Source organism: Streptomyces sp. NPDC021212 (assembly GCF_044332925.1).
Lineage (GTDB): Bacteria > Actinomycetota > Actinomycetes > Streptomycetales > Streptomycetaceae > Streptomyces.
Genome location: NZ_JBIRPZ010000011.1, coordinates 105,532 through 121,675 on the forward strand (window position 1 = coordinate 105,532; position 16,144 = coordinate 121,675).

Here is a 16,144-nt window from a genome sequence, read left to right on the forward strand (position 1 = left end):
CCGCACTCACGGGGACCCACCGTGTACGTGGCCTACGAGAGCGTGTCGGCGACCACGGAGGCCGCGTCCGCGATCAGCTTGTCGTCGTGGGTGTCGTCCGCCCCGGGGCGGTTCGTCAGGACCGCCATGACGATGGGCGCGGCGCCGGGGCGCCACACCACGGCGATGTCGTTGCGGGCGCCGTAGCCGAAGCCGCTGCCGGTCTTGTCGCCGACCACCCAGCCCTTGGGCACCCCCGCCCTGATCAGGGCGTCCCCGGTGGTGTTGGTCTTCAGCCACGTCGTCAGTTGACCGCGTTCGGGCTTGCGGAGGACATCGCCGAGGACGAAGGTGCGCAGGTCCTTCGCCAGCGCGCGCGGGGTGGTCGTGTCGCGCTTCTCGTCCGGGGTCCAGCGGCTCAGGTCGGGCTCGACGCGGTCCACCCGGGTGACGTCGTCGCCAACCCCCCTGACCTCGCGTTGAAGCGCCTTGGGCCCGCCGATCGCGTCGAACAGCAGGTTGGCCGCGGTGTTGTCGCTGTAGCGGACGGCGGCGTCGCACAGCTCGCGCAGCGTCATCCCTGTGTCGACGTGCTTCTCGGTGATGGGCGAGTTGTCGATCAGGTCGTCACGGGAATACGTGATCACCTTGTTCATCCCGCTCAGGGAGTACTCGCGCAGCACGGCCGCGGCGAGTATCGCCTTGAGCGTGGAGTGGAAGCCGAAACGCTCGCCGTCCCGGTACGCCACCTCGCGTCCGGTGCCGGTGTCGATGGCGTAGAGACCCAGTCGTGCGTCGAACTTGCTCTCCAGAGCCTTGAGTTCGCCGGTGTACGGCTTCGTGTCCGCGATGGACGTCGCCGCGGCGGCGGGCTCGGGCGCCGCGGCGGCGGTGTTGCCCTGACCGCAGGCCACGAGCGGGACGAGAGCGAACGCGGCGAGCGTACCGACCGCGGCGCGGCGGGCACGGGTGACACGGGTGAACTGCATGGTGCAACCTCCAAGTCGCCCACGGACGGGGCGGGTTGGTCATGAGTACGGGAACACCCTCGCCGTGGCGCGCTCATGCGGTCCAATACGCTCACGCGCGGCTTCATGCCGATCTGGCATAGGATGGCGAGCTGTGGATCTCGTGGGGGCATGCCGTGCGTTCGTCAGCGTGAGCGAGCACGGCAGTTTCACCGTCGGAGCGTCCGCGGCCCGGATGTCCCAGCCGGTGGCCAGCCGTCGCGTCGCCGCCCTGGAGGAACGCTTCGGTGAGCCGCTGTTCGAGCGCACGTCGCGGCGGGCCGTCCTCACCCCGTTCGGCCGGGACATGCTGCCGACGGCCAGGCAGCTCGTGCAGGCGGCGGACGTGCTGCTGCACGAGGCCGAGGCCGTCAAGCGCAAGCCGTGGCGGCTCGCGGTGCCCGGCATCTGCACCACGGCCGGTCTCGCACGCCTCGTCGCCGAGGCGCGGGGGCTCGGCGTCACCCTGGACCTCCAGGTCGCGGCCCCGGCGCGGCGCGCGGAGCTGATCCACACGCAGCAGGTGCGCGCCGCCCTGCTCGCGGTGCCGCCGGGCGACGCGGCGTGGTCCGTGCCGCTCGGGCTCGCCGGTGCCGTGGATCCCGGCGTGAAGCGGGTCTACCTGGAGACGCTGCGGGTCGGACGCGCCTCCCCCGGCCCGGCCCGGCGCGTCTGGATCCAGCCGGAGGACGACGTCCCGCACATCCGCGACCCCCTGACGCGGCTGCGCGACGCGGTCGGCCTGCGGCCCGCGCAGCTCGTCACCGCGACCGACCTGACCACTGCCGTGGCGGAGGCCCTCGGCACGCACGACGTGCTGCTGTGCTCGCCCGCGCAGGCCGAGGAACTCGACCTGCACTGGCGGCCCGTGGGCGAACTGACCCTCAGCCGGGGGTACGCGCTCGCCGCCGAGGAGGGCAGTCCACAGCACATCGAAGCGCGTCTGGGCGGGGCCATGGCCCGTTGCCTCGGCGCCGAGACCCGACGGGTGGCGAAGTGAACACCGAAGCGCTGCTCCACGACCTGCGGCAACAGTTGCACGACGGCGGCCTGCGCGGCTGCTTTCTCGTACGGGACCTGCACACGGGAGACGAGCTGGGCATCGACCCGGACACCCAGCTGCCGTCGGCCTCCCTGGTCAAGGTCCCGCTCGCGCTGGCGACGGTGGAACGCATCCGGCGGGGCGAGCTGGACGGGGCGACGATGCTCGACGTCCAACCCGGGCGGATCACCACGCCCGGCCCCACCGGGCTGAGCCGTTTCCGCCATCCGGCGCGGGTCGCGGTGGACGACCTGCTGTACCTGAGCACCTGCCTGAGCGACGGCACGGCCGCCGACGCGCTATTCGGCCTCACCCCGCCTGCGGTGGTCGCCGGCATCCTCCATGAGCTGGGGCTGCGGGGCATCACCGTCCGGCACACCGTGGACGAGCTGTCCGACACCCCCGTCGAACGCTTCGACGCCACCCAGGCCCACCTGGCCCACGCCCTCGCCATCGGCGCCGGCACGGGCGGCCGCGGCCACCGGGTGCCACAGCTCGACACGACCCGCGCCAACACGGGCAGCGCCCGCTCCTACGTCGACCTGCTCCAGGCCCTGTGGACCCCGTCGAAGATCCACCCCGAGGTGGCCGAGCGGGTGCGGGAGCTCATGGCCCACAACGTCCTACGGCACCGGCTGGCCCCGGACTTCAGCTCGGACGCCACCACGTGGTCCTCCAAGACCGGCACCGTGCTGAACCTCCGCCACGAGGTGGGCGTGGTCGAGCACGCGGACGGCCAGACCTTCGCCGTGGCGGCCCTGACGGAGTCCGAGGTACCGGCCGGCGCCCAACCCGGCGCGGAAGCCCTGATGTCGCAGGTGGCCCGAGCCCTGCGCGACCACCTGCGCCAGCTGTAGGCGGAGATACACCATCCCCAGCCCTCCGGCGCTTGAGGAGGGGCCCGGGGCGGAGATGCCCCACCACCCAGCCCCTCCGACGCTTGAGAAGCCGGGCCCGAGGCGGAGATGCCCCACCCCCAGCCCCTCCGACGCTTGAGAAGCGGGGTCCGGGGCGGAGCCCCGGCGGGGGTGTGGGGGCGGAGCCCCCACCATCGGCCTCAGCCCAGGCGCCCCAGCGCCTTCCGTACCTCCCCCAGATCCCCATCCGACGCCAACCCCGCGTGGTACAGCCGAATCTCGTCCGCCCCCAACTCCACCGCGTGCGCCGCGTCCTCCGCCAGCATCGACGGCCGGCCCCCCATCCCCGCCACCACCGTGAAGTTGGCGGCCAGCACAGTCCCCTCCCGCCGATGCGGAGCAAACGGCGGGAGCACGGCGGCACGAGCCGCCGCATCACCCGTACACGGCAGCACCACCCCATCCGCATGCCCCAGCACATCCGCCGGATCAACCCCCACGTTGGCCCCCACCGCCCGCCGATCCGGAACGGCGTGCAGCAGCACCTGGAACCCATCAGCCGCCGCCCCCCGCACAGCCGCCACCGCATCCCGCTGCAGCCCGCTCGCCACCCCGTCCCGCCAGGCCGCGAAAACCCCCGCCACATCCGCCCCCAACACCCCAGGCCCGGCGGCACCCGCCCACACCGGAGCCAATGCCTCCCGCACGGCCCTCCCCAGTTCCTCCGACTCGGCCCCCAGTCCCTCGTACCCCGCACAACAGCACTCGCAGAAGCACAGCGACATCAGATACTGCGCCTCCGCCCCCAGCCCCACTCCCCCGATCTTGTCGTGGGCGTGCAGATGGGCGAGCCCGTACCAACCGCACGACTCCAGCTCGGCCCCCGCCGCCCCCGGCCGCACCGACGCCTCGACCGCCAGGTCGACCAGATACTCCCGTACCTCGGGCCGCCCGATACACGGCGCCCACGGATACCGGTCCCCGTACGCGTTCCGTACGGAGGTCCCCGGGTGCTCATCACCCATCCGCGAGTTGTGGGCCAGCACGACCCACGCGTGCACCTCCAGCCCCGCCCCCGCCAACGCCTCACCCGCCTCGCCGAAGGGATCGGCCCCGGCCACCCACGCCTGCTCGTAGGGCCGCAGCGCGCGCCCCGCCCAACGCCCCTCGTCCGGCGGGTACAGCACCGCCGCGTGCCGCGCCGTCACGATCCGGTGCGCGGGATGCCTCGGGGTGAGGGCCCGCGTCGAGTGATACGCGGAGGCCAGCGTGACCTGCCGCACCCCCAGATCCGCGATCCGCCCCGCCGCGTCCGGATCCCCGACCACGTCCCACGGATACACGAACGCGGAAGCCTTCATCGCGCCCCGCCCTCCCCCACCAGCTCCAGGCCCCGCTCGATCAGCCCGGCCAGCTCCTTCACATGCGCCGCGCTCGGCTCGCTCAACGGCGACCGCACCTCGCCCACGTCCAGCCCGCGCAACCGCACCCCGGCCTTCACCAGGGATACGGCATACCCCCGCCCCTGGTTCCGCAGTTCGACGAGCGGCCGGAAGAAGCCGTCCAGCAGCCGGTTGACGACATCGTCCTCACCGGCCATCAACGCCCGGTGAAACGCGAGCGCGACCTCCGGCAGGAAGCAGAAGACGGCGGACGAGTAGAGCGTCACCCCGATGGCCCGGTACGCCAGCCCGGTCAGCTCGGCGGTGGGCAGCCCGTTGAAGTACCGGAACCCCTCCTCCGCACCCGCCTCCCGCACCGCGCTCACGATCCGCTGCATCAGGTCCAGGTCGCCGAGCCCGTCCTTCAGCCCGATGATGCCCGGCACCCGCGCCAGCCGCGCCACGGTCTCCGGCGCGAAGACGGCGTTGTCGCGCTGGTAGACGACGACTTCCAGCCCCGTCGCCCCCGCCAGCGCGGTGTAGTGCCGGACCAGTCCCTCCTGATCCGCCACCACCAGGTACGGCGGCATGGCGAGCAGCCCATCGGCCCCCGCCCGCTCCGCGAGCTTGGCGTACTGGATGGCGAGCGCCGTCCCGTAACCGGCGCCCGCGACGACCGGCACCCGCACCCCACCGGCGGCCTCGACCGCCGCGGCCTCCTCCACCGCCACGGTGACGCAGTCGTGGAACTCCTCGGGGGTCAGCGCGTGGAACTCCCCCGTACCGCAGCACGCGAAAACGGCCCCCGCGCCCCCTTCGATGCCCCGGCGCACATGGGTGCGGTACACCTCGAGATCGAGGGCGCCATCGGGCCCGTAGGCGGTCACGGGGAAGAACAGCAGTCCGTCGAGGCGCTCGGCGAGCGATGCCGAGGCTGAGGGGGCTGTGGTCACGGGCTCTCCCTGTCGCGTGCATGTTTCTGATCGGCATCTATATTTATGAACGCACACACAGTAAGGTAGCCGTCGCGCGCAGGTCAAGGGCTGACGCGCGCATCACCCGCCCTTGACGCCCCCTCCCGCGCTCCCTAGGTTGTCCATACATCTGAACCAGATGCACATATACGTCCGCCCGCCCGGAGGAGATCCGCCCATGTCCGCGCCCGCTCCCCGCACCATCCTCCTCACCGGCGCCGCCGGCGGCATGGGCACCCTGATGCGCGAGCTGCTGCCCCCGTACGGCTACGAGCTGCGCCTGTTCGACGTCGCACCCATCGCCGACGCCCCCGACGCGATCATCGCCGACCTCGCCGACAAGGACGCGCTGCGCCGGGCCGTGGAGGGCGTCGACGCGATCATCCACCTCGCGGGCATCTCCCTGGAAGCCCCGTTCGAGAAGATCCTCGCCTCCAACATCCAGGGCACGTACAACCTCTACGAGGCGGCCCGCGAGGCGGGCGTCCGCCGGATCGTCTTCGCCTCCAGCAACCACGCGGTGGGCTTCACGCCCCGCCCGTCCGGCGACGACGCCCCGCTGATCCCCATCGACACTCCGCGCCGCCCGGACACCTACTACGGCATCTCCAAGTCCTTCGGCGAGGACCTGGGCTCGTACTACTGGGACAAGTACGGCATCGAGTCCGTCTCCATCCGCATCGGCTCCTGCTTCCCCGAGCCGACGAACGTCCGGATGCTGTCGATCTGGATGAGCCCGGCCGACGGCGCCCGCCTCCTGCACGCCGCCCTCACCGCCGAGGACGTCGGCCACACCGTCGTCTACGGCAGCTCCAACAACACCCGCCTGTGGTGGGACCTGTCCTCCGCCCGGGCCCTCGGCTACGACCCGCAGGACGACTCGGAGCCGTACGCCGCGAAGCTCATCGCCGAGCAGGGCGAGCTGGAGCCGGGCAACCCCGACCACGCCAACCTGGGCGGCGCGTTCTGCACCAACCCGCCGATCTGGCCGCACTGAGGTCGGGCGAGGGGTCAGCGCGCCCCGGCCGGGTTGGCGTCCTCGGCGACCAGCGGGCCTTCGAAGATCAGCACCTCGCCCATGAGCCCATCGTGCCGTTCAGGTCAGCGCGAGGAGGCTGACGGCGACGGCGGCGGTGCCGAGGCCCACGAGCTGGCCGCGGTGGATGCGTTCAGCGAGGACGCCTCGAGCCAGGAGGACCGTACCGGCCGGGTAGAGGGCGGTGATCACGGCGACGACGGCGAGGTCGCCGCTGCGGGAGGCGAGCAGGAAGAGGAGGTTCGCCAGGGAGTCGAGCACGCCCGCCGTGGCCGACATGGCGTACGCGGGCCGCTCGGGGCCCAGCGTGCGGCGCAGCAGCCCGGCCGCGACCAGGGTGACCGTCGAGGCGACCGCCCGGCCCACGAGCAGCGGGGCCACGCCGCTGTCGGACGGGGCCTGGTGCAGGCAGATCAGCTGGACCGCGATGGCGGCGCCCGCGCCGAAGGCCAGCAGCAGGGCGGTACGGGAGGGGCGCGCCGAGCCCGCGCCGTGACCGGCGCTGACGAGGACGACGGCCATCAGCGCGAGCGGCAGCCCCACCAGCCCGGCGGCGCCCAGGCGTTCGCCCTGGAGCAGACCCACGGCGACGGGCAGCGCGGCGGAGACGAGCGCGGTCAGGGGCGACAGCACGTTCATGGGGCCGATCGCCAGGGTGCGGTAGAGCAGGGCGAACGCGGCGGCCGAGGCGACGCCCGACGCGGCGCCCCAGCCGAGGACGCCGACGCTGAACGAGGCGCCGAGCACCGGCCACAGCAGCAGCTCGATGGCGAGGCTCGCCGGGGCCGCGACCATCACGGTGCGCAGCACATGGGCCTTACGGGCGCCGAGGCCGCCGAGGAAGTCGGCGCAGCCATAGGCGAGCGAGCTGCCCAGGGCCAGCAGCAGAGCGATCACGGCACATCCCCCACTCGTCGTCGGAACGACCAGACCGTACGTCGGACCGACCGGGAGATGTCAAATATAAGCGACTGCGCGGTGCATTACATTGACCCACCAAGCCGGAATGCCGGGGCGGGCGCGGCAGTTGGGCAGATCATGACGCAGAATCCGGCACCTCGCCCGCTGTCCGACGAAGCGGCCTCCCAGCTGCTCGCCGCCCAGCGGTTCGGCACGCTCGCCACCGTCAAGCGCAGCGGCCACCCCCATCTGACCACCATGGTGTACGGCTGGGATCCCGAGGCCCGCATCGTGCGGTTCTCCACCACGGCGGACCGCGTCAAGGTCACGCATCTGCGCCGCGACCCTCGGGTGGCGCTGCATGTGCAGGGTGCCGACCCGTGGTCGTTCGCCGTGGCCGAGGGGGAGGCCGAGGTCTCCGAGGTGACGACGGTCCCGGGTGACGCGGTCGGGCGGGAGCTGCTGGGGATGCTGCCGGAGGCCGCGAAGCCGGAGGACGAGGACGCGTTCCTGGAGCAGCTGGTCGCCGAGCGCCGGGTCGTCATCCGGCTCACGGTGGACCGGCTGTACGGGACGGCGCTGGACTTCGACGGCAGTTGATTTCGACGGCAGTTGATTTCGACGGCGGCTAAAGACGAGCCGGCGTGATCGTGGCGGGCATAGGGCCGTCCGGGCGGACCGTGATGCCGAAGACGGTCGCGGCCGGGGTGGCCTGGAACGCGGGGGCGAAGGCGGGCAGGAGGAGCTGGAGCAGCTCGGTCATCTCGCGCATCGCGAACTGCGCGCCCAGGCAGGCCCTCGCCCCGAGGCCGAAGGGGAAGTAGGCGCCGTGCCGGGAGGAGCGGTCCGCCACGGCGAACCGTGCGGGGTCGAAGCGCTCCGGGTCGGGCCACAGGGCCGGGTCGCGGTGGGTGAGGTAGGGGCAGACGAAGATGTCGGTGCCCGCCTCGATCCGGTAGCCGGTCAGGGTGTCGTCCTCGGTGGCGTGGCGGGGGATCAGCCACGCGGGCGGGTAGAGCCGCAGGGTCTCGGAGGCGAGGGCGCGGAGGGCGTCCTCGCGCTCGGGTGAGCCCTCGGGGCCCGCGTCGAGGGCCCGGCGGCGGGCCTCGGGGTGACGGTCGAGCAGCAGGTACAGCCAGGACATGGTGGTGGCCGTGGTCTCGTGCCCGGCGGCCAGCAGCGTGACCAGCTCGTCGCGGATCAGTTGGTCGGTGTATTCGGGACGGGTCTCCCCGGCCTCCACCAGGACGCGCAGCAGGCCGGGCCCTTCCGGGCCCGCCTCCCCTCGGCGGGCGGCCGCGATCGCGCGCTCGGCGACGGCGTCGATCCTCGCGAGGTCGGCGGCCACGGTGGCGCGCAGCGCCTCCATGTCGGCCGAGGCGGAGGGGATCGTCGGGAGGGCGGCCCCCACCGCCTCGACGGAGGCCAGCTCGCGGTTGGTGGCCTCGTCCAGGGGGTGGCCGGTGAGGGAGCGCCAGATGGTGTCGAGGGCGAAGAAGCGCATGTCCTCGGCGACGTCGGTCGGGGTGCCGGTACGGGCGGCGGCCGCCCAGTGGTCGGCGGCGCGGCGCGCGGCACCGGCGATGCGCTGCTCGTAGCGGCGGATACCGGCCCCGGTGAACTGAGCCTGGAGCAGGCGGCGTTGCCGCTTCCACGGCTCCCCGGTGGCCGAGAGCACCCCGTCGCCGACGAGCACCCGCGCCCGGTGCGAGCGCTTGACGTAGCGGTCGGGGTGCAGCGCGAGGACGTGCCGCACCGCGTCCGGGTCGGTGACCAGCACCGTGGGACGCGGGCCGAGCCGTACGGCGCCGACCCCGCCGAGTGCGCGCACCTGGGTCAGCAGATCGACCACCGCCCCCGAGGAGGCGCGCCACCGTTCGACGTCGGCCGGGTCCAGCTCCGGGACGGGGGCGCCGTGCGGGGCTGTGGTGGCCACTGTGTTCTCCTGCTCGCTCGATGGCACTACTAGGGCTCCTGGTTCATGGCTTCCCGCCCGGCCTCCCGCGCTGCCGCGAGATCCGCCACCCACCGCTCCTCTACCGGGACGCTCGCGTCAGAGTACTGGCCGGACAGGCAGACGGGGCCGCCGTAGCCCAGCTCCGCCAACTGGGCGGAGACGACCGACCAGTTGGACATGCCCTCACGGCCCGGTACGAACCAGGGCTTCCAGTTTCCGTCCACCGATGCGTAAACCGCGTTCTTCAGGTTGACGATCCCCGGCCGCCCCGCCACCAGCGGCAGCGTCACCCGCGGATCGTCCCCCGCCAGCGCGTCGTGCGCGGCGTCCCACACCACCTGGAAGTGCTCGTGCGGCACCCCCTCCAGCAGGTCCATCACCCCGAGCGCCGAGGAGACGAAGCGCCCGTGGTCCGGCTGCACCCCGACCCGTACGCCGTACCGCTCCGCGAGCGGCGCGGCGGCCTCCAGGCGCTGCCGTACGCGGCGTACGGAGGCGGCGTAACCGTCGGGGCCGAGGTCGGCCATGACGCGGATCATCGGCACGCCCGCCGCCGCGCACGCCGCGAAGACGGGTTCGCTGGTCGGGCACGGACGTCACGGCGGCGGTGTCGTCGCCGCGCTGACGCCACTGGACCGGGCCGCGCCGACCCAGCGGTGGTAGGCGTCCACGTCGACGTTGCTGCCGCACACGATGGTGACAACACGTCGGCCGGCGAAGCGGTCACGGTCTTCGAGGATCGCCGCGATGCCGAGCGCGGCCGACGGCTCGACGACGAGACCGGCGTGGTCGAGGAGCATCCGCATACCGGCGATGATCGACGCCTCCTGGACCAGGACGGCGTCGTCGGCGACCAGGAGAAGGTCGTCCAGGACGGCCGGGATGGGACACCGTCCGGCGACGCCGTCGGCGATGGTGTGGGTCGTGTCGGTGGTGACGACACGCCGCCCGCGCCACGAGTATGTCATCGCCGGTGCGCCCAGCGGCTGGACGCAGATCACCTCGACATCGGGCGCCAAGGCTTTCATCACATGACCCACGCCGGTGGCCAGCGCCCCGCCACCGAGAGCGACCAGGACGGTGTCGAACGACGACGCGGTGTCCACCAGTTCCAGGCCGATGGTCGCCGCGCCCTCGCAGGTCTCGATGTCCAGGCTGTCTTCGACCAGTCGGATGCCGTCGTGCCGCGCGACGGCCGCCGCCCGCTCGCGAGCCATCTCGTGGTCGCCGTCCACCAGCTCCAGCCTGGCGCCCAGCGCGCGGATGCGATCAAGCTTGGCCACCGTCGCGAAGCGGGACGCCACGACGGCCACGTCGAGCCCTCGGCGGCGACCTGACCACGCGAGGGCCTGGCCGAGATTGCCCGCGCTGGCGCACACCACGGCTCGCGAGCCGCCGCCGTCGGCCAGCCCGCTCGCGACGACCTCGGTGCCACGGGCCTTGAAGCTGCGGACCTGGTTCGCCGTTTCGAGCTTGATGCTCACCGCGCACCCGAGGTCGGGCTCCAACGCCTCGCAGCGGTACAGAGGGGTGTCGAGAAAGACCGGGTCGATCACCCGGCGAGCCGCCCGGATCCGAGCGGTGTCGAGGCGCGTTTCCTGCACGACACGGGAGTGTAATCGGCGGGTCACCACCCGGTCAGCCGAGCGCCGCGGCCCACTCCTCGACCGTCGTCACCGTGGCCTGGCGCGGGAACACCTTCTCGGTGAGCACCCGGTGGACCTCCTCGTCGGCGTCGGCGCATCCGTCGGCCAGGACGGTGAGCCGGTAGTCGAGGTCGGCGGCCTGGCGCAGCGTGGACAGCACGACGCCGCTGGTCGCGACGCCGGTCAGGACGAGATCGGTGATGCCCTGGGCCCGCAGGACCATCTCCAGATCGCTGCCCGCGAAGGCGCTGATCCGCTTCTTGGTGATCACGGTCTCGTCGGGCCGGGGCGCGACATCGGGGTGGATGGCGGCGCCCGGGTCCCCGGGCGTGAAGGCGCCGGACGCGCCCAACGCGCTGAACGCCATGTTGCGCTCCGACACCTCCGGATGCCCGGAGCGGAAGCCGACCACGACGTGCAGGACCGGAATCCCCGCGCCGCGCGCGGCGTCGACCGCGCGGGTCAGGCGCGGCACGTAGTCGGCGGCGGCGATGCGGCTCAGGATGCCGTTCTGAATGTCCATCGCGAGCAGTGCGGTGTTCGACACGATCAAGCCTTTCAGGATGTGGAGGGAGAGTCGGCACCGATGCGGCCCAGCGAGCGGTCCGCGACCGTCAGCGCCAGGAACAGCCCGGCGATGGCGAGCATGAACCAGGCCAGGCCGTGCAGACCGACGGTGTCGGCGCGGGGCCCGAAGAAGGCGCCGTTGGCGCTGGAGGCGACCATGGCGCCGAGGTAGAGGAAGGTGCGGAGCAGCCCCGCCGACGAGCCCATCCGCTCGGGGTCGGCCTGGTGGTAGACGGAGTTCTGGAGGGCCAGGTTGTTCAGCCCCTGCGGTACGCCGCACACGAGCGCGATCGCGATCAGCAGCCACACCGGGCTGTGCGATCCGAGCGTGAGCAGCATGAGGCACACGGCGATCTGCCCGACCGCGCCGACGAGGAGCTTGCCGCGCACGGCGGCGCGACGACCGGTGGCGGTGGACACCACGATCGCGGCCAGGAACAGCGGCAGTTGGGCGAGTCCCGCCTGCGACGCCGTCAGCCCCCGCCCCTCCTGGAGCCACTGGGTGTACCCGTACAGCATCACGTACGACACGACGGCGACGAGGAGCATACGGGCGTACGTGAGGAGCAGCGGAACGTTGCCGCCGAGCACCCGCAGATCGATGAACGGCTCCCCCGCCCGCAGCTCCCGCACCACGAACCCGACCGCCGCCACCACCATGATCACCGGCAGGTACCAGCGGTCGGCGCTCGGCTCCATCAGGAACAGCAGCAGCGATACGAGCATCCCGGCGAACAGCGCCATGCCGACGAGGTCCAGCCCGGCCGCCCCTTCGCGCTCCCGGCGCGGGTGGGCCTTCGGCAGCCGGAGAAAGCCGAGGGTCAGCCCGGCCACGGCGAGCGGAAGGTTGACGGCGAACGTCGCACGCCAGCCGCCCAGCCCGATCAGCAGCCCGCCCAGGGAAGGGCCGATGACGGCGACGGTCTGGTTGGCCACGGCGAGCGCGGTCAGCACCCCGGTGGGACTCTCCTTGCCCGTGCGCTCCGCCTCGCTGCGGATGAGGTACATCGACGCCGGATAGCCCGCGCACGTCCCGAACCCGAGCACCACCCGCGCGAGGATCAGCGTGCCCAGGTTCGGGGCCAGTACGCCGATGAGCCCCGACAGGCCCGTCAGCGCCGACCCCGCGAGGAAGAGGCGGCGCGGCCCGTACAGGTCGATGAGCCGGCCCACGACCGGCTGGCCTATCGCGGTGGCCAGGTAGAGCGCCGAGACCAGCCAGGCCGTCTGCGCGGGCGGGGCGCCGAAGGCGGCGCCGATCGGCACCAACGACACGGAGACGATGGAGGAGTTGACCGGGTTGAGGATCGACCCCAGCATCATCGGCGCGAGCAGCCTGCGGTCGAAGCCGCCGCGCGTCTGGGGCTTGCCGACGCGTCGTATGCGCCGCGTGATCATATGGCGTTGAGCCGGTCGAGCAGGGCCAGCGAACTGATGATGGCCTGCCGTTCGTCCTCGGTGTAGCCGGTTTCCAGGGACCGGGCCAGCCACTCCTCGCCCGCCCGCCGGTTGTCCTCCAGGAACGCCTGGCCCGCCTCGCTCACCGAGATCACCTGCCGCCGCCCGTCGTCCGGATCGGGCCGCCGCTCGATCAGCCCGCGCTCATCGAGCACGCCGAGGGTGAGCGCGATGGACTGCGGCCGGACGCGCTCCGCCGCCGCGAGCCCACTGGCCGAGGCGGGCCCGTCCTTGCTGAGCCTGCTGAGCACGGACGTCTGCGTGGGGGTGAGCCCTTCCATGTCGTACGTCTCCCTGAGCCGCCGCCGCAGACGGCCGACGACGACACGGATCTCATGCGCGGCGCGCACGGAGGACGCGGACATGCCGGGTGGAGTCTCTGCCATGCCCCCACCGTAAATTTCATCAGGCCAGCCTGTCCAGTCTGCACTGAACAGTTTGCCCTGTCGTTCAGCTGCGGCGCATGGGCCATAGGTGCACGGTGACGGCCGCCGCCGCGCACGCGGCGATCGCCAGGGCCATCGGCAGCGCCGCCCCGTTGCCGCCCAGCCCCGCCAGCGGCGCGGCGACGCCGCCCAGCGCGAACTGCAACAGCCCCAGCAGCGCGGACGCGGTACCGGCCGCCTCCGGGTGCCCGGACATCGACAGCGCCGTGGCGTTCGGCATGATCAGGCCGATGCTCGATACGAGCGCGAAGAGCGAGATCAGCACGGCGACCACGCCGAGACCGGTGAGCACGGACAGCAGCAGCGCACCGCCGCCTGTCGCGCACAGCGCGATCCCGGCCGTCAGCAGGGTGTGCGGGCTGCGGCTGCGCAGCAGCCGGGCGTTGCCCTGGCCGAGCAGCATGATGCCCAGGGCGTTGGCCGCGAAGGCGATGCTGAACTGCTGCGGGTCCAGGCCGTACGTCTTCTGGAGCACGAAGGACGACGCCGAGATGTACGAGAACATCGCCGCGAACGCCAACCCGCCCGCGAGCGCGGGCCGCACAAACCCTGGATCACGCAGCAGCGAACCGAAGCTACGGAACGTCTGCCCGAGCCCGCCCGAGCGCCGCCGCGCGGCCGGCAGCGTCTCCCCCACGACGACCACGGTGGCCGCGAGCAGAACGGCACCTATGACGGCGAGCACGAGGAAGACCCCGCGCCAGGACGTGAACCGCAGCAGCTGACCGCCGACGACCGGCGCGAGGATCGGCGCCATGCCGTTGACCAGCATCAGGAGGGAGAAGAAGCGCGCGACGGCGGCTCCCTCGTAGAGATCGCGGACGACGGCCCGGCTGATCACGATCCCCGCCGCGCCCGCTATCCCCTGGAGGGCCCGCAACCCGGTCATGGCGGTCACGTTGGGCGCGAAGGCGCAGAGCACGGACGCCACGACGTACCCGGCGAGGCCGATGAGGAGGGGCACCCGCCGCCCCCACCGGTCACTGAGCGGCCCGGCGATCAGCTGCCCCACGGCGAGGCCGATCAGGCAGCTGGTCAGGGTCAGCTGAACGCCCGCGTCGGGGACGGCGAAGTCGCGGGCGAGAGCGGGCAGGGCGGGCAGATACATGTCCAGCGACAGCGGACCGAACGCCGAGAGCCCCCCCAGGACGATGAGCAGCCGCAGCCGGCGGCGGGGCGGTCGTGTGGTCCCGGTGGCGGTGGGTGATGACGTGGCGACGGTGTCCATGACCAGCAGCGTAAGATATTGCTGACTGCTCAGCAATTGAGCAGTCAGTGATTTTCTCCACTAGACTGCCCACATGGTGATGAAGGCCGACTCGGAGAAGCGCACGGCCACGCAGGCGGCCAGCGAGCCGCTGGTCCACGATTTCGGCCTGTTGCTGAAGGCTGCGACCCACCTTGAGCAGCGCATCAACGCCGCCATGCGGGCGGAGGCCGGGATCGGCCACGTCATGTTCGAGGTGCTGCTGCGGCTGTGCCGGGACCCGGAGGAACAGGTCTCCCAGCGCACCCTGGCCGAGGACGTCATCCTGACCAGCGGCGGGGTCACGCGCCTGGTCGACCGCATGGAGACGGCGGGCCTCGTACGCCGCGTACCGTCACCCGACGATCGCCGGGTCACGCTGGTCGAGGCGACGGACGGGGGTGAGAGGACCTTCGTGCGTGCGGTGGACGTCCACGCCCGCATCGTGGAGCGCTACTTCGTCGCCCTGCCGCCCGACGACCGCCGTCGCCTGACGGCATCTCTCGACCGGCTCACCACGGCGCTCGTGAACGACGACGGTCCAGCCCATCCAGAGGACTGAACGGGCTGGACCTCTGGGTCAGTTGTTCGCGGCGAACCCCACGAACGCGTCCCACACGGTGGCCGGGAACGTGAGGACCGGGCCGGTGGTGTCCTTGCTGTCACGGACGTGGATGGTGTCGGGGCATGCGGCCACCTCGACGCAATCGCCGCCCTCGCTACCGCTATAGCTGCTCTTACGCCACTCCATGGCGACCTCGACGCACTGACCCCCCTCGCTGCCGCTGTAGCTGCTCTTGAACCAGACCAACTCGCCTATTCCCATACTCATAGCTCCCTCAGCACCTTCTCAATCAGCGCCAACGACTCCCCTGGGTTGAGAGCCTGGGCCCGGATGATCCCATACCGAGCGGCGATGATGCGGACCTCTTCCCGGTCGGTGAGCAGGATGCCGTGGCCCTGACGTTCGAGGTACGCGATCTGCGAGCCTCCCTTCGGGATCATCAGGCTCAAGGCTCCATCGGCTCCGGCATGGTCCTCCCGGTCCGTTGGCATGACCTGGAGTTCCACATTGCGCTTCTCCCCGATGAGAAGCAGGTGTTCCAACTGTCCGCGCAGAACCTGCTTCCCGCCATAGGGGCGCCGCAGAATGGCCTCCTCCATAACGAAGCCCATGATCGGTGCGGGCTTGACGGTGAAGATGGCCTGGCGCTCCAGCCGTGCGGCCACACGCTGCTCGATCAGCTCTTCGTCCACCAGGGGGCGACGCATCCCCAGTACGGCTCGCGCGTACTCCTTCGTCTGGAGCAGCCCCATGAACACCTGGGTCTCGTAGGAATACAGCTCGACCGCTTCCTTTTCGATCTCCGCCGCATCCTGGAAGAACGCCGGATACCGCTCCAGCGCGACCCGCTCCTTCATCGCCTTGAGGAGACCTCGGGCCCCGAGCACCTCATCGGCCTTGTCGATCAGGTCCGGCTTGGGGATGCGGCGCCCGCATTCCACCGACGCGATCTGATCCGCGCTGTACCCGATACGCAACCCCAATTCCGCCTGCGTGAGACCTGCCGCCTCCCGCAATAGCTTCAGCTGCCTGCCGAACCCCCTCAGAAATGCTGACGTCTCGTACGTACCTGCCATGGGTCA

At 71.8% G+C, this 16,144-nt stretch carries 17 protein-coding genes and 1 pseudogene; 5 read left to right on the forward strand and 13 right to left on the reverse strand.

What is annotated here, in order from left to right:
- Nucleotides 1-32: 32 nt before the first annotated feature.
- Nucleotides 33-968 (reverse strand): class A beta-lactamase, encoded by a 936-nt coding sequence (gene bla, locus ACH4SI_RS28440; protein ID WP_398300473.1) that lies wholly within the window; start codon nt 966-968, stop codon nt 33-35.
- Nucleotides 969-1,101: 133 nt separating this feature from the next.
- On the opposite strand from bla, the gene ACH4SI_RS28445 reads away from it, so the two are divergent.
- Entirely contained in the window at nt 1,102-1,986 is an 885-nt protein-coding gene (locus tag ACH4SI_RS28445) for a LysR family transcriptional regulator (RefSeq protein WP_398300475.1), read from the forward strand.
- Complete coding sequence (locus tag ACH4SI_RS28450) at nt 1,983-2,885, forward strand: serine hydrolase (protein ID WP_398300477.1); 903 nt, start codon at nt 1,983-1,985, stop codon at nt 2,883-2,885. The genes ACH4SI_RS28445 and ACH4SI_RS28450 overlap by 4 nt, the downstream gene beginning before the upstream one ends.
- A 200-nt stretch (nt 2,886-3,085) precedes the next feature.
- Here ACH4SI_RS28450 and ACH4SI_RS28455 read toward each other — a convergent pair whose 3' ends face one another.
- Together ACH4SI_RS28455 and ACH4SI_RS28460 are read right to left on the reverse strand one after the other, a co-directional pair.
- Nucleotides 3,086-4,246, reverse strand: coding sequence for a hypothetical protein (locus ACH4SI_RS28455; protein ID WP_398300479.1), 1,161 nt, complete (start codon nt 4,244-4,246; stop codon nt 3,086-3,088).
- Nucleotides 4,243-5,220, reverse strand: a complete 978-nt coding sequence (locus ACH4SI_RS28460; protein ID WP_398300481.1) for a 5-dehydro-4-deoxyglucarate dehydratase — start codon at nt 5,218-5,220, stop codon at nt 4,243-4,245. The genes ACH4SI_RS28455 and ACH4SI_RS28460 overlap by 4 nt, the downstream gene beginning before the upstream one ends.
- Nucleotides 5,221-5,419: 199 nt before the next feature.
- On the opposite strand from ACH4SI_RS28460, the gene ACH4SI_RS28465 reads away from it, so the two are divergent.
- Nucleotides 5,420-6,238: an NAD-dependent epimerase/dehydratase family protein gene (locus tag ACH4SI_RS28465; protein WP_398300483.1), complete on the forward strand. Its 819-nt coding sequence runs from the start codon at nt 5,420-5,422 to the stop codon at nt 6,236-6,238.
- A 99-nt stretch (nt 6,239-6,337) separates the two neighbouring features.
- On the opposite strand, the gene ACH4SI_RS28470 is transcribed toward ACH4SI_RS28465, so the two are convergent.
- Complete coding sequence (locus ACH4SI_RS28470; RefSeq protein WP_398300485.1) at nt 6,338-7,174, reverse strand: EamA family transporter; 837 nt, start codon at nt 7,172-7,174, stop codon at nt 6,338-6,340.
- Nucleotides 7,175-7,315: 141 nt separating this feature from the next.
- Here ACH4SI_RS28470 and ACH4SI_RS28475 point away from each other — a divergent pair, with 141 nt between their 5' ends.
- Nucleotides 7,316-7,777 carry a PPOX class F420-dependent oxidoreductase gene (locus ACH4SI_RS28475; RefSeq protein ID WP_398300487.1) on the forward strand — a complete coding sequence of 154 codons (462 nt, stop codon included), beginning with the start codon at nt 7,316-7,318 and terminating at the stop codon, nt 7,775-7,777.
- A 28-nt stretch (nt 7,778-7,805) separates the two neighbouring features.
- Here ACH4SI_RS28475 and ACH4SI_RS28480 read toward each other — a convergent pair whose 3' ends face one another.
- From ACH4SI_RS28480 to ACH4SI_RS28510, 7 genes and pseudogenes are all read right to left on the reverse strand, one after another.
- Nucleotides 7,806-9,113 (reverse strand): cytochrome P450, encoded by a 1,308-nt coding sequence (locus ACH4SI_RS28480; RefSeq protein ID WP_398300489.1) that lies wholly within the window; start codon nt 9,111-9,113, stop codon nt 7,806-7,808.
- Between the two features lie 29 nt (nt 9,114-9,142).
- Nucleotides 9,143-9,685: pseudogene (locus ACH4SI_RS28485) on the reverse strand (sugar phosphate isomerase/epimerase family protein); the annotation flags it as partial.
- 45 nt (nt 9,686-9,730) lie between these two features.
- On the reverse strand, nt 9,731-10,738 hold the full coding sequence (locus ACH4SI_RS28490; RefSeq protein ID WP_398300491.1) for a threonine/serine dehydratase: 1,008 nt from the start codon (nt 10,736-10,738) through the stop codon (nt 9,731-9,733).
- 34 nt (nt 10,739-10,772) lie between these two features.
- On the reverse strand, nt 10,773-11,327 hold the full coding sequence (locus ACH4SI_RS28495; protein WP_398300933.1) for a cysteine hydrolase family protein: 555 nt from the start codon (nt 11,325-11,327) through the stop codon (nt 10,773-10,775).
- An 11-nt stretch (nt 11,328-11,338) separates the two neighbouring features.
- A complete protein-coding gene (locus tag ACH4SI_RS28500; RefSeq protein WP_398300493.1) occupies nt 11,339-12,745 on the reverse strand; it encodes an MFS transporter in 1,407 nt (468 codons plus the stop codon).
- Entirely contained in the window at nt 12,742-13,191 is a 450-nt protein-coding gene (locus ACH4SI_RS28505) for a MarR family winged helix-turn-helix transcriptional regulator (RefSeq protein WP_398300495.1), read from the reverse strand. Before ACH4SI_RS28505 ends, ACH4SI_RS28500 begins: the two co-directional genes overlap by 4 nt.
- Before the next feature lie 64 nt (nt 13,192-13,255).
- A complete protein-coding gene (locus ACH4SI_RS28510) occupies nt 13,256-14,479 on the reverse strand; it encodes a multidrug effflux MFS transporter (protein WP_398300497.1) in 1,224 nt (407 codons plus the stop codon).
- A gap of 73 nt (nt 14,480-14,552) precedes the next feature.
- Between ACH4SI_RS28510 and ACH4SI_RS28515 the strand changes: the two genes are divergently transcribed.
- Nucleotides 14,553-15,059 (forward strand): MarR family winged helix-turn-helix transcriptional regulator, encoded by a 507-nt coding sequence (locus ACH4SI_RS28515; protein WP_398300499.1) that lies wholly within the window; start codon nt 14,553-14,555, stop codon nt 15,057-15,059.
- Between the two features lie 18 nt (nt 15,060-15,077).
- Here the strand turns inward: ACH4SI_RS28515 and ACH4SI_RS28520 are convergent, their stop codons facing one another.
- Together ACH4SI_RS28520 and ACH4SI_RS28525 are read right to left on the reverse strand one after the other, a co-directional pair.
- The gene (locus ACH4SI_RS28520; protein ID WP_398300502.1) at nt 15,078-15,329 is read right to left on the reverse strand and encodes a DUF397 domain-containing protein; all 252 of its coding nucleotides are present in this window, start codon (nt 15,327-15,329) and stop codon (nt 15,078-15,080) included.
- Complete coding sequence (locus ACH4SI_RS28525; protein WP_398300504.1) at nt 15,326-16,138, reverse strand: helix-turn-helix domain-containing protein; 813 nt, start codon at nt 16,136-16,138, stop codon at nt 15,326-15,328. The genes ACH4SI_RS28520 and ACH4SI_RS28525 overlap by 4 nt, the downstream gene beginning before the upstream one ends.
- Nucleotides 16,139-16,144 lie beyond the last annotated feature (6 nt).

What these genes read in the sequence shown, in the direction of transcription:
- bla (WP_398300473.1), bottom strand. Translation starts at nt 968, where the DNA reads ATGCAGTTCACCCGTGTCACCCGTGCCCGCCGCGCCGCGGTCGGTACG.
- ACH4SI_RS28455 (WP_398300479.1), bottom strand. Translation starts at nt 4,246, where the DNA reads ATGAAGGCTTCCGCGTTCGTGTATCCGTGGGACGTGGTCGGGGATCCG.
- ACH4SI_RS28465 (WP_398300483.1), top strand. Translation starts at nt 5,420, where the DNA reads ATGTCCGCGCCCGCTCCCCGCACCATCCTCCTCACCGGCGCCGCCGGC.
- ACH4SI_RS28475 (WP_398300487.1), top strand. Translation starts at nt 7,316, where the DNA reads ATGACGCAGAATCCGGCACCTCGCCCGCTGTCCGACGAAGCGGCCTCC.
- ACH4SI_RS28500 (WP_398300493.1), bottom strand. Translation starts at nt 12,745, where the DNA reads ATGATCACGCGGCGCATACGACGCGTCGGCAAGCCCCAGACGCGCGGC.
- ACH4SI_RS28505 (WP_398300495.1), bottom strand. Translation starts at nt 13,191, where the DNA reads ATGGCAGAGACTCCACCCGGCATGTCCGCGTCCTCCGTGCGCGCCGCG.
- ACH4SI_RS28510 (WP_398300497.1), bottom strand. Translation starts at nt 14,479, where the DNA reads ATGGACACCGTCGCCACGTCATCACCCACCGCCACCGGGACCACACGA.
- ACH4SI_RS28515 (WP_398300499.1), top strand. Translation starts at nt 14,553, where the DNA reads ATGGTGATGAAGGCCGACTCGGAGAAGCGCACGGCCACGCAGGCGGCC.
- ACH4SI_RS28520 (WP_398300502.1), bottom strand. Translation starts at nt 15,329, where the DNA reads ATGAGTATGGGAATAGGCGAGTTGGTCTGGTTCAAGAGCAGCTACAGC.
- ACH4SI_RS28525 (WP_398300504.1), bottom strand. Translation starts at nt 16,138, where the DNA reads ATGGCAGGTACGTACGAGACGTCAGCATTTCTGAGGGGGTTCGGCAGG.